The sequence below is a fragment of the Microbacterium sp. EB106-03-03-XG65 genome (assembly GCF_058791955.1).
In genome coordinates this window covers 100,125-112,009 of record NZ_JBYTEB010000002.1, presented here as the reverse complement: position 1 = coordinate 112,009, position 11,885 = coordinate 100,125, and the positions used below count along the sequence as shown (strand labels likewise).

Sequence of the window (11,885 nt, the reverse complement as noted above, 5' to 3'; positions counted from 1 at the left end):
ATCGCGGGTGCTCGGGGGACGGTCGCGTGTGACGTCCGACGGCGGGCCGACGGACGAGCGACCAGAGCGGTCGCGGTCAGTCCTTACGGTAGCCCGAACGACCGAGGGAGAACAGGGCTCCGAAGGTGGCGACGGCGGCGCAGAGGGTCATGGCTCCGATGAGCCAGGCGATCGCGTGCGAGAAGAAGACGCCGTCGAGCATGAGGAAACTCCGTGTTCTGCGAGAGGGAACGGTGTCTTCAGCCTATCGGGTCATCGGGTAGCATGAGGGGAGTACCTCGGCGAGGGATGCGTGCGCGTGCGCGCGAATCCGTTATCGACGCGGCGAAGCAAGCCCGGTGGCTTCTTTCACGCGTCTGCGTTCGAGAGCTGTTCCATAGACCACCGCGCGGCTGCTCGCTGCGTGCCCCGAAGGAGAACCCCATGTCTGAAGACACCAAGGTCCAGGCCGAGATTCGCGAGAACTTCGGCAAGGGCTTCGCTCGCCGCCTCCGCGCTGCCGGCAAGATCCCCGCCGTCCTCTACGGCCACGGCACCGACCCGGTGCACGTCGCGCTGCCCGGCCACCAGGTCTCGCTCATCATCCGTCGTGCGAACGCCCTGCTCGAGCTCGACATCGAGGGCAAGAGCCACCTCGCCCTGGTCAAGGACGTCCAGAAGGACCCCGTGCACCAGATCATCGAGCACATCGACCTGCTCGTCGTGAAGAAGGGCGAGAAGGTCACGATCGACGTTCCGCTCGTCGTCACCGGCGAGTCCTTCGCAGGAACGATCGCGAACCTCGACACGACCACGCTGTCGATCGAGGCCGAGGCGACGCACATTCCGCAGAACATCGAGGTCTCGGTCGAGGGGCTCGAAGAGGGCGCGCACATCACGGCCGCCGACGTGGTCCTGCCTAAGGGCTCGACCCTGCTGACCGACCCCGAGGTCCTCGTGGTCGCTGTCTCGGTGCCCGTGCTCGACCTCGAGTCCGACACGACTGCCGAGGAGCCCGCCGAGGGTGAGACCGAGGCAGAGGCTGCTCAGGAGGACGCCGCGGAGTGATCTCCACCGGCGCAGCACTCAGCTGACTGCATCACAGAGGGGGCGCGAGCAGATCGCGCCCCCTCTGTCGTATTCTGACCTGGCCGCAGATCCCGATCCCGAGAGGACGACCGCATGGCATCCACCTGGCTGGTGGTGGGGCTCGGCAATCCCGGCCCCCGATACGAGGCGACGAGGCACAACGTCGGTCAGATGGTGATCGATGAACTCGCCTCCCGACGCTCCGAGACGTTCCGAGAGCACAAGGGCGGCGCGCGCGTCATCGAGACCTGGCTCCGGCCCGGCGGCGACAAGATCGTGCTGGTCAAGCCGAACACGTTCATGAACGTCTCGGGAACCCCCGTGGCAGCGCTCGCGAGGTTCTACTCGGTTCCCGCCGAGCGCATCGTCGTCGTGCACGACGAGCTCGACATCCCTTTCGACACCGTGAAGCTCAAGATCGGCGGCGGTCACGGAGGTCACAACGGCGTGCGCGACATCGCGAGAGCGATCGCGACCCCTGATTTCCCCCGCGTGCGCGTCGGCATCGGCCGTCCGATCGGGCGTCAGGACCCTGCCGACTGGGTGCTCTCACCGTTCGGCAAGGACGAACGGGCGAACCTGCCGATCCTCGTCTCAGATGCCGCCGATGCGGTGGAACTGCTCGTCGACGAGGGCCTGCTGGCGGCTCAGCAGAAGCACCACGCTCCGCGCTGAGCGGGGCGGTGGCGGTGCGACCGGCTGCAGCGTCGCCGGTCAGGGCATGAAGCCGGATGCCGTGCCCGCCGACAGCGCGATCACGAGCCCGACCCAGAAGATGATCGGCGCGACGGCGGCGACGACGATCGCTGCGATGCCGGCGCCGCGACCCTGCCTCTTGCGGATGGCGATGATGCCGAGCACGATGGCGGCGATGCCGAGCACCGTGCCGCTCCAGAACGCGATCTCGGCCCACAGCACCTGATCGCGAGCGGGGGAGAGGATCGTCAGGAAGTCGGGCTCGCTGGTGTCGAGTCCACTCGGAAGACGCGTGCCGATCTCGAATCCGACGATGCCGCCGATGATGGGGATCACGACGGCGGCCGCGACCGCGAGCACCAGGGCCACGATGCCGAGTAGCGATGACCCCTTCTCGCGGGCGGGCGGCCTCACTGCGTAGGCGCCCGATGCCGTCGCGTACCCGCCGACGGGCACCTGATAGGCGCCGGGCGGAGCCGCCTGATAGCCGGGGCCGGACGGCGGAGCGACCTGGCCGCCGGGGTAGGGCGCCGGGGCAGCGGCACCGGGGTAGGCGGGCGGCTCGGCGAACGAGGGAGCGACGGGGTACGCGGGGGTGCCAGGGTACCCGGGACCGCCCGAGGGGGCGGGAGCACCGGACGAGGGCGGCTGCGCCACGTAGGGGGGAGGCGCGATCGGCGGCTGGCCGCCCGGGGGAGGAGGGCTCACAGGGTCGGCTCCGGACGGGGGCAGCTGAGCATCAGTCACGCCCCCATCCTAGGGCCGCACGTCTCAGACGCGTCGAAGCAGACCCACGCGGTCGTACACGGCGGCGAGGGTCGCGTCCGCGACCTCGTCGGCGCGGCTCGCGTTGGCTGCGAGGATGCGGTCCAGTTCGGCAGGGTCGTCGAGAAGCTCGAGGGCACGGGAGCGCACCGGTTCGAACTCTGCGACGACGACCTCTGCGAGACCCTTCTTGAAATCTCCGTAGCCGCGGCCCGCGTACTCGTCTTCGATCGCGCCGATCTGGCGTCCGGTGAGCGCCGCATAGATCGTGAGCAGGTTGGAGACACCGGGCTTGCTCTCGCGGTCGAAGCGCACCGAGCCCTCGTTGTCGGTCACCGCGCGCATGATCTTCTTCGCCGACTTGGCCGGGTCGTCGAGCATCCACAGCACACCGGCATCGCTCTCGGCCGACTTCGACATCTTCGACGTGGGATTCTGCAGGTCGTAGATGCGCGCTGTGTCCTTCTGGATCACCGGGCGCGGCACGACGAAGGTCTCGCCGAAGCGCGAGTTGAACCGCTCCGCGAGGTCGCGGGTGAGTTCGACATGCTGCTTCTGGTCGTCGCCCACGGGGACGACATCGGTCTGGTACAGCAGGATGTCGGCGGCCATCAGCACCGGATACGTGAACAGACCCACGCTCGTGGCGTCAGCGCCGTAGCGGGCCGACTTGTCTTTGAACTGCGTCATGCGGCCAGCCTCGCCGAAGCCGGTGATGGTCGACAGGATCCATGCGAGCTCGGCGTGCGCGCGCACATGCGACTGCACATACAGCGTCGACAGCGACGGCTCGATGCCTGCGGCGATGTACTGCGCAGCCGTGCGCCGGGTCTTCTCGCGCAGCTCCGCGGGATCCTGGGCCACCGTCAGCGCATGGAGATCGACGACCGAGAAGTAGGCGTCGTACGAGCTCTGCAGCTCACGCCACTGCAGAAGAGCACCGATGTAGTTGCCGATCTGCAGAGAGTCGGCGGAGGGCTGCATTCCTGAGTAGAGGCGTGGTTTCATCACGCTCTCAATCCTATGGGGGTGGTGGCGGTGGGTGATCCCGTCGACAGCGCCACCGACAGCCGAGTGCTCAGTACGTGTAGTCGACGACGACGGGTGCGTGGTCACTCCACCGCTGGTCATACGCGGCGGCGCGGGCGACGTGGTACGCGGTGGCGCGCTCTGCGAGTGCCGGGGTGGCGAGGTGATAGTCGATCCGCCACCCGGAGTCGTTGTCGAACGCCTTCCCCCGCATCGACCACCAGGTGTACGGGCCCTCGACCTCGCCGTGGAAGGCGCGTCCGACATCGACCCAGCCGAGACCCGCTCCGGCGGAGCCGTCGGCTGACTCGATCGTCGCGTCGCGCTCACCGAGGAAGCGGTCGAAGTACGCGCGCTCTCGCGGCAGGAAGCCCGCCTTCTTGCGGTTGCCCCGCCAATTCTTGATATCGAGCTCCCGGTGGCCGACGTTGAGATCGCCGGTGACCAGGGCCAGGGATGCGCTGTCGCTGCCGAGCTCGGCGAGACGCGCCTCGAACGCATCGAGGAACTTCCACTTCTCGTCCTGCTTCGGAGTGTCGGCCTCGCCGCTGTGCACGTATGCGCTGACCACTGTGAGCGCACGATCGCCGATCACGAAGTCGGCCTCGATCCAGCGACCCTTCGAATCGAACTCGTCAGGGCCGAAATCGGTGCGCGATACGAGCGCCGGAACCCGACTGGCGATGGCGACGCCCGCGCGGCCCTTGGCCGTGGCCTCGTCGTGCACGAACGTCCACCCGGGAAGGGCGGCCTCGAGATGCTCGTCCTGCCCGCGAACCTCCTGCAGAGTCAGGATGTCGACGTCAGCGGCGTCGAGCCAGGTGCTCATGCCGTTGCGAGCCGCCGCTCGGATTCCGTTGACATTGACCGAGGCGATACGCAGATGAGGCATGATTCCAGCCTAACGAGGGTCACCGACATCTCGGGACGAGCGCTGCAGATCAGAGAGCAGGCGCTGAGTGAAGGCAGACATCGTCGGCGGCGGCGGGGGAGCAGACGCCTCGAGGTGCGCGAGGTCCGCCTCAGCCGCCCGCACGGCTCGCTGTGCCGGCCAGGCGCTGTACCACCGGGCGGACTCGCGAGCTGCCTGGGCCTCGCGCAGACGGATGCGCGCCGCCTGCGCGAGCGTCTCGTGTTCGGCGACTCGGCGCTCGGCCTCGGTCTGGGTCTGCAGGGGGAGGTCACGGTCCTGCGCCGCGACCGCGATCCACGACGAGGCCACGAGCATCACCACCCCGTTCACTCGGAACCAGAGCAGGAGCCCGATGAAGATCGCGAAGGTCGCCAGCAGCGGGTTGGTGGGGGTGTAGCTCAGCAGGAAACCGGCCCCGAACTGGAGGACCGTCATCGCTCCGCCGCCGAGGATGGCCCCGGGCCAGATGGTGCTCCAGTGCAGAGACGTGCCTGTGAGAAACCGCACCATCGCAGCGAGCGCCGCCGACAGCAGGGCGAACGAGACCAGCACCGTACCGATGCGGATGCTGGTGAGGCCGTCGAGTGCCGATTCCCATCCCAGCAGGCTGAAGATCCAGCTCAGTGCGAACGCGCTGGCCGAACTGAGCAGAGAGCCGGCGACCAACGAGACTCCGAAGAGCAGCGCGGCCAACAGGTCCCGCGCCTTCAGGACGATGTAGCTGCGACGATCGGGCGGAAGCCCGAAGATGTCCCGCGTTGCGCGCCTCGAGAACGTCACCCAGCCGATCGCTGTCCAGATCACCGTGCCGAGCGCGATCAGACCGGTCACACTCAGGATGCCCGCCGTGCCCGCGGCGACCTCTTGCACCTGCTGCCGCGTGAACACCCCGCCCTCGTCCTGGATGAGGTTCGGGATGTAGCTGTTGATGAGGTCGATCATCGCGTTCACGGCCTCGGCGCTGCCGCCGAGCCAGAGCCCCGCGATGGCGAAGGCGAGGTAGATCGCGGCGAAGATCGCGAACAGCGCCTGATAGCTCACGCCCGCGGCGAGCAGGAATCCGTTGTGCTGCAGGAAGTGTCGCCAGACCCTCACCGGGAAGAGGCCCAGCGTGCGCCGGGTGAGAGCGGTCGCGCGTTCCACGGCGGTGTCGAGGCGACCGGGCTCGAGGGCGGCATCGGGTTCAGACACGTGCTCACCCTATCCAAGAGACGAGAACGCGCGGGTTCCGATCATGGAACCCGCCCGTCGTCAGTCAGGGAGCGTCAGGGACGCCCGCGCAGCACGGCCTGCTTGACCTCGGCGATGGCCTTCGTGACCTCGATGCCGCGTGGGCATGCCTCGGAGCAGTTGAAGGTGGTGCGGCAGCGCCACACGCCTTCCTTGTCGTTGAGGATGTCGAGACGGACCTCGGCGTTGTCATCACGGGAGTCGAAGATGAAACGGTGGGCGTTGACGATCGCGGCCGGTCCGAAGTACTGTCCGTCGGTCCAGAACACGGGGCAGGACGAGGTGCACGCGGCGCACAGGATGCACTTGGTGGTGTCGTCGAAGATCTCGCGGTCGGCGATCGACTGGACGCGCTCCTTGCCCTTCTCCGGCACGGAGCTCGCGACGAGGAACGGCTGCACCTCGCGGTACGAGGCGAAGAACGGCTCCATGTCGACGACGAGGTCCTTCTCGAGCGGCAGCCCCTTGATGGCCTCGACGTAGATCGGCTTCGAGATGTCGAGGTCCTTGATCAGCGTCTTGCAGGCGAGCCGGTTGCGACCGTTGATGCGCATGGCGTCGGAACCGCAGATGCCGTGGGCGCACGAGCGACGGAAGGTGAGCGAGCCGTCGACCTCCCACTTGATCTTGTGCAGTGCATCGAGGACGCGGTCGGTCGAGTACAGCTCCACGTCGTAGTCGACCCAGTGCGGCTCGGCGTCGACCTCGGGGTCGAATCGGCGGATGTTGAACGTCACGATGAAGGACTGGATCGCAGCCTCTTCGGTCGTGTCGGCGGGTGCTTCGGCGATGGCGTTCGACATGTTCAGTACTTCCTCTCCATCGGCGGGTAGTTCAGTTCGCCCTGCTCGTTCTTCGTGAACACGACGGGCTTCCAGTCGAGCTCGATGTGGTCGCTCGGAGTGGAGGAGTGCGGGTCGCCGGTGAGGTACGCCATGGTGTGCTTCATGTACTTCTCATCGTTGCGCGTCGGGAAGTCGTCGCGCATGTGCCCGCCGCGGCTCTCTTCGCGGTTCTGCGCCGCGTAGACGACGACCTCGGCGATGTCGAGCAGGAAGCCCAGCTCGACGGCCTCGAGCAGGTCGGTGTTGAACCGCTTGCCCTTGTCGTCGACGTGCACGTTCATGTACCGATCGCGGAGTCCGGCGATCACTCCGAGCACGTGCTCGAGGGAGTCGTGCGTGCGGAAGACCTGCGCGCCCTTGTCCATCTCGTCCTGCAGCTCCTTGCGGAGCACGGCGATGCGCTCGGTGCCCTGATTGTTGCGCAGCCCCTCGAGCATGTCGGAGACGAACGACGCGGGGTTCTCGGGGAGGGGGACGAACTCCGCCGTCTTGACGTACTCGACCGCGTTGCGTCCCGCGCGCTTGCCGAACACGTTGATGTCGAGCAGCGAGTTGGTTCCGAGGCGGTTCGCGCCGTGCACCGAGACGCACGCGCATTCGCCGGCGGCGTAGAGGCCGGGCACCACAGTGTCGTTGTCGGCGAGCACCTCGGCGTCGTTGTTCGTCGGGATGCCGCCCATCGCGTAGTGCGCGGTCGGCATGACCGGCACGGGCTCGACGACCGGGTCGACGCCCAGATAGGTGCGGGCGAACTCGGTGATGTCGGGAAGCTTGGTCTCGAGGACCTCAGCGCCCAGGTGCGTGCAGTCCAGCAGCACGTAGTCCTTGTGCGGGCCGGCACCGCGGCCCTCGGCCACCTCCTGCACCATGCAGCGCGCGACGATGTCACGCGGTGCGAGGTCCTTGATGGTGGGGGCGTAGCGCTCCATGAAGCGCTCGCCCGAGGCGTTGCGCAGGATCGCGCCCTCTCCACGTGCGCCCTCGGTGAGGAGGATGCCGAGGCCGGCGAGGCCGGTGGGGTGGAACTGGAAGAACTCGAGGTCTTCGAGAGGGAGGCCCTTGCGCCAGACGATGCCGACGCCGTCACCCGTGAGGGTGTGGGCGTTCGAGGTGGTCTTGAAGATCTTGCCGAAACCGCCGGTGGCGAAGATCACGGCCTTGGCCTGGAAGACGTGCAGCTCGCCGGTCGAGAGGTCGTACGCGACGACACCGGAGATCTGCGTCTTGCCCGCGGCATCCTTCACCGTGAGCAGATCGAGCACGTAGAACTCGTTGAAGAAGTTGATGCCGAGCTTGACGCAGTTCTGGAACAGCGTCTGCAGGATCATGTGACCGGTGCGGTCGGCGGCATAGCACGCGCGACGCACGGGGGTCTTGCCGTGCTCGGCGGTGTGTCCGCCGAAACGACGCTGGTCGATCTTGCCCTCGGGGGTGCGGTTGAACGGCAGACCCATGTTCTCGAGGTCGATGACCGCGTCGATGGCCTCTTTCGCGAGGATCTCTGCAGCATCCTGGTCGACCAGGTAGTCGCCACCCTTGACCGTGTCGAAGGTGTGCCACTCCCAGCTGTCTTCTTCGACGTTCGCGAGGGCCGCCGCCATGCCGCCCTGTGCCGCACCGGTGTGCGAGCGCGTGGGGTAGAGCTTGGAGATGACCGCGGTCTTCGCGCCGGAGCCGGCCTCGATGGCCGCTCGCATGCCGGCGCCGCCGGCGCCCACGATGACGATGTCGAACTGGTGGTAGTGCACACCGTCGCGGACGACGGAATCCTGGGTCTCGGTAGTCACTTCTCGTTTGCCTTCTCTTCTACTGGCCCAGCGCCTGGCAGGAATCCCACAGCGTGCTCGACTCGGTCACGCCGAGGCACGGGTCGAAGGTGAAGACGACCAGCGTGCCGAGGAGGATGAGCAGAGCCGCAGCGAGGCCCAGCGCCCAGATGAGCGCCTTTCGTGCAGTGTTGTTCGTGACGTAGTCGTTCACGATCGTGCGCATGCCGTTGGCGCCGTGGATCAGCGCCAGCCACAGCATGATGACGTCCCACCACTGCCAGAACGGCGTGGCGAACTTGCCGGCGATGAAGGCGAAGTCCAGGGCGTGGATGCCTTCACCGACCATGAGGTTGATGAACAGGTGTCCGAAGATCAGCACCACGAGCACGACGCCGGAGCCGCGCATGAACAGCCAGCCCCACTTCTCGAGGTTGACCCCGCGACGAGCGCGAGTGGGGGCGGAGACGGTCTGAGCGGTCATCAGTGTCCTCCTCCGAAGCCGGCGAACGCGAGCATCAGGTGGCGGGGCACGAAGCCCGCCATGATGATGCCCCACACCAGAAGCACGCCCCAGAACAGCTGTCGCTGGTACTTCGCTCCCTTCGACCAGAAGTCGACCGCGATGATGCGCAGGCCGTTCATGGCGTGGAACACGATGCCGGCGACGAGCACGACCTCGCCGATCGCCATGACCGGGTTCTTGTAGGTGCCGATGACGGCGTTGTACGCCTCGGGCGACACCCTGATGAGTGCAGTGTCGAGCACATGCACCAACAGGAAGAAGAAGATGGCGACTCCGGTGATGCGGTGAAGCACCCACGACCACATGCCTTCGCGACCCCGATAGAGGGTTCCGCGAGGCGTCTTGGAAGTGGTTTCCGAAATCGACGGTGTCAAGCGAGCGCTTGTGGACACGGTCGTCCTCCCTGGATCGATGTGACTCGGTCGCGTGCATCGCGTCATCCAAGCGTGAACCCGTTGAACGTCAGGCACGGCCGATCGCTGTCCATCCTATTCCCGCGAACTGGCGGAGGCGACGAAGGGGACCCTAAGTATCTCGATGTCGAGAGGTTCGATGCCGATAGCCTGGCAGGGTGAACCAACCGATCCAGGACTTCTACGCAGTGATCCCCGCCGGCGGAATCGGCAGCAGACTCTGGCCGCTCTCGCGCGCGGACGCACCCAAGTTCCTGCACGATCTGACGGGCTCGGGGCATTCGCTGCTCCGCGACACCTGGGACCGGCTGGAGCCGCTCGCGGGCGCCGATCGGATCGCCGTCGTGACCGGTCGCGCCCACCGCGCGGCCGTCGAGGCGGAGCTGCCCGGAATACCGGATCTCAATGTGTTCCTCGAGTCGGAGCCGCGCGAGTCGGCGGCGGCGATCGGCCTCGCCGCCGCGATCCTGCACCGCCGCGACCCCGACGTCATCATCGGCTCCTTCAGCGCCGACCACGTCATCCGCAGCACGAGGGTCTTCGAGTTCGCGGTGCGCGACGCGGTCGAGGTCGCGCGGGAGGGCTACATCTGCACGATCGGGATCTCTCCTACCGAGCCCGCGGTCGGGTTCGGCTACATCAAGAAGGGCCCCGAGCTCGTGGTCGAGGGCGCGCGCGAGGCGGCGCTCGTGGAGAGCTTCGTCGAGAAGCCCGACCTCGAGACGGCCACCGCGTACCTGGCGAGTCGCGACTACCTCTGGAACGCGGGCATGTTCATCGCCAAGGCGAGTGTGCTGCTCGACGAGCTGGCCGCGAACGAGCCCGCCCTGCACGCGGGCCTCATCGAGCTCGCCGAGGCCTGGGACGACCGCGAGCGGCGTGGTCCGGCGGTCGATCGCATCTGGCCGGGACTCAAGAAGATCGCGATCGACTACGCGGTGGCGGAGCCGGCGGCTCGACGCGGACGCCTCGCGGTGGTCCCCGGGCACTTCGACTGGGACGACGTCGGCGACTTCGCCTCGCTCACCAAGCTCATCAACAACGGACGCAAGAACGACCTCGCCGTGCTCGGTCCCCGTGCCCGTGTGCTCAGCGACGCTGCGAGCGGCATCCTCGTGAGTCAGACGTCGCGCGTGATCAGCCTGGTCGGAGTGAAGGACATCGTCGTGGTCGACACCCCGGATGCCCTGCTCGTCACGACGGTGGAGCACGCGCAGCGTGTGAAGGGCGTCGTGGAGTCGCTCAAGCTCACCGGTCGGGGCGACGTGCTCTGATGAGCAGGGTGTGGTGCTCATCGGCTGGTTGGATTTCAGCTTTGTAACCATTGCGTGGCGTGTGGCGTCGTCGCATGCGGAAATGCCGAAACACTGGGTAACTTTGATCGATCCGCGAGGGCCGCGGGTTCGTTGAGGAGGCATGAGTTGACCATCTCCACCACCAAGAAGCTGCTCGGCGCGACCATCGCCGCCGGCGTCGTCTTCGCGCTCGCCGGCTGCGGCCAGGCCCCGACCGAGTCCGGCGGCACGGACGGCGGCGACGCCGCCTCCGACTTCGTCCCCTGCCTCGTCTCCGACGCGGGCGGCTGGAACGACAAGTCGTTCAACCAGTCGGCCAAGGAGGGCATGGACCGCGCCGCGGACACCCTGGGTGTCAAGCCGATCGAGTTCGAGTCCGCGAACGACAACGACTACGCGCCGAACCTCGAGACCGCGGTCTCCGAGGGCTGCTCGCTCATCGTCTCCGTCGGCTTCAAGCTCTCGGCCGCCACGGTCGAGTCGGCACTCGCGAACCCCGACATCGACTACGCGATCATCGACGACTACGCCGACAACGACTTCGACGGCACCACGGATGCCCCGAACATCAAGCCCCTCGTCTTCGACACGGCTCAGGCCGCCTACCTCGGCGGATACGCGTCGGCGGCATGGTCGGCGCAGAGCGGTGTCAACAAGGTCGGCACCTTCGGCGGAATGCAGATCCCGTCTGTCGCCGTCTTCATGGACGGCTTCCAGTTCGGCGTCGAGAAGTACAACGAGGACAAGTCCGCAGCCGTCGAGGTCTTCGGCTGGGACGCGGCCACGCAGAAGGGCTCCTTCACTGGTGGCTTCGACGCGAACGACACCGCCAAGCAGACCGCGCAGGGTGTGCTCGACCAGGGCGTCGACGTCATCCTCCCCGTCGGTGGACCGGTGTACCAGAGCGCTGCGGCCGCGATCGCTGACAGCGGCAAGGACACGCTCCTCGTCGGTGTCGACAGCGACCTTGCCGTGGCTGACGAGAGCGTGGCCGACGTCACTCTCTTCTCGATCATGAAGGCCATCGACGTGGCCGTCGAGGATGCGACCATCGCCGCATCCGAGGGCGACTTCGACCCGGCGCCGTACATCGGAACGCTCGAGAACGAGGGCGTCAAGCTCTCGGGCTTCGGTGCTTTCGAGGGCGACCTGCCCGAGGGCCTGACCGATGAGCTCGCGACTCTGCAGGAGCAGATCATCTCGGGCGACATCACGGTGGAGTCCGAGAACTCCCCGTAAGCGATCTCCATCCATGGGCGGGGCGAGTGGTGCAAGCGGCCACTCGCCCCGTGCCGTGGAAGGACACTCCCACCGTCACTCCGCGGACTCGGCATCATCG

General features: G+C 67.0%; 13 protein-coding genes. 4 read left to right on the top strand and 9 right to left on the bottom strand.

All coding sequences use genetic code 11. The features are described from left to right. Positions 1-76 precede the first annotated feature (76 nt). Positions 77-202, bottom strand: coding sequence for a hypothetical protein (locus AC3WS6_RS13735; RefSeq protein ID WP_492501594.1), 126 nt, complete (start codon positions 200-202; stop codon positions 77-79). Between the two features lie 221 nt (positions 203-423). Between AC3WS6_RS13735 and AC3WS6_RS13730 the strand changes: the two genes are divergently transcribed. Continuing rightward, on the top strand, positions 424-1,047 hold the full coding sequence (locus AC3WS6_RS13730; RefSeq protein ID WP_492501593.1) for a 50S ribosomal protein L25/general stress protein Ctc: 624 nt from the start codon (positions 424-426) through the stop codon (positions 1,045-1,047). A gap of 114 nt (positions 1,048-1,161) precedes the next feature. After that, the gene (pth, locus tag AC3WS6_RS13725; RefSeq protein ID WP_492501592.1) at positions 1,162-1,743 is read left to right on the top strand and encodes an aminoacyl-tRNA hydrolase; all 582 of its coding nucleotides are present in this window, start codon (positions 1,162-1,164) and stop codon (positions 1,741-1,743) included. A gap of 39 nt (positions 1,744-1,782) precedes the next feature. Here pth and AC3WS6_RS13720 read toward each other — a convergent pair whose 3' ends face one another. The 8 genes from AC3WS6_RS13720 to sdhC all read right to left on the bottom strand — a co-directional run bounded on the left by AC3WS6_RS13720 (position 1,783) and on the right by sdhC (position 9,230). Then, positions 1,783-2,511: a hypothetical protein gene (locus AC3WS6_RS13720; RefSeq protein WP_492501591.1), complete on the bottom strand. Its 729-nt coding sequence runs from the start codon at positions 2,509-2,511 to the stop codon at positions 1,783-1,785. A gap of 24 nt (positions 2,512-2,535) precedes the next feature. Beyond that, positions 2,536-3,537: a tryptophan--tRNA ligase gene (gene trpS, locus AC3WS6_RS13715; protein WP_492502314.1), complete on the bottom strand. Its 1,002-nt coding sequence runs from the start codon at positions 3,535-3,537 to the stop codon at positions 2,536-2,538. A gap of 70 nt (positions 3,538-3,607) precedes the next feature. Beyond that, entirely contained in the window at positions 3,608-4,450 is an 843-nt protein-coding gene (locus tag AC3WS6_RS13710; protein ID WP_492501590.1) for an exodeoxyribonuclease III, read from the bottom strand. 9 nt (positions 4,451-4,459) lie between these two features. After that, entirely contained in the window at positions 4,460-5,662 is a 1,203-nt protein-coding gene (locus AC3WS6_RS13705) for a YihY/virulence factor BrkB family protein (RefSeq protein WP_492501589.1), read from the bottom strand. 74 nt (positions 5,663-5,736) lie between these two features. After that, on the bottom strand, positions 5,737-6,504 hold the full coding sequence (locus tag AC3WS6_RS13700) for a succinate dehydrogenase iron-sulfur subunit (RefSeq protein WP_201470274.1): 768 nt from the start codon (positions 6,502-6,504) through the stop codon (positions 5,737-5,739). 2 nt (positions 6,505-6,506) lie between these two features. Further along, positions 6,507-8,333, bottom strand: a complete 1,827-nt coding sequence (sdhA, locus tag AC3WS6_RS13695) for a succinate dehydrogenase flavoprotein subunit (protein WP_492501588.1) — start codon at positions 8,331-8,333, stop codon at positions 6,507-6,509. Positions 8,334-8,352: 19 nt separating this feature from the next. After that, positions 8,353-8,796: a succinate dehydrogenase hydrophobic membrane anchor subunit gene (locus AC3WS6_RS13690; RefSeq protein ID WP_201470272.1), complete on the bottom strand. Its 444-nt coding sequence runs from the start codon at positions 8,794-8,796 to the stop codon at positions 8,353-8,355. Then, the gene (gene sdhC, locus AC3WS6_RS13685; protein WP_201470271.1) at positions 8,796-9,230 is read right to left on the bottom strand and encodes a succinate dehydrogenase, cytochrome b556 subunit; all 435 of its coding nucleotides are present in this window, start codon (positions 9,228-9,230) and stop codon (positions 8,796-8,798) included. Before sdhC ends, AC3WS6_RS13690 begins: the two co-directional genes overlap by 1 nt. A gap of 179 nt (positions 9,231-9,409) precedes the next feature. Between sdhC and AC3WS6_RS13680 the strand changes: the two genes are divergently transcribed. Together AC3WS6_RS13680 and AC3WS6_RS13675 are read left to right on the top strand one after the other, a co-directional pair. Further along, positions 9,410-10,525 carry a mannose-1-phosphate guanylyltransferase gene (locus AC3WS6_RS13680; protein WP_492501587.1) on the top strand — a complete coding sequence of 372 codons (1,116 nt, stop codon included), beginning with the start codon at positions 9,410-9,412 and terminating at the stop codon, positions 10,523-10,525. A 147-nt stretch (positions 10,526-10,672) separates the two neighbouring features. Next, positions 10,673-11,785 (top strand): BMP family lipoprotein, encoded by a 1,113-nt coding sequence (locus AC3WS6_RS13675; protein WP_463503892.1) that lies wholly within the window; start codon positions 10,673-10,675, stop codon positions 11,783-11,785. The last annotated feature ends 100 nt before the right edge of the window (positions 11,786-11,885 follow it).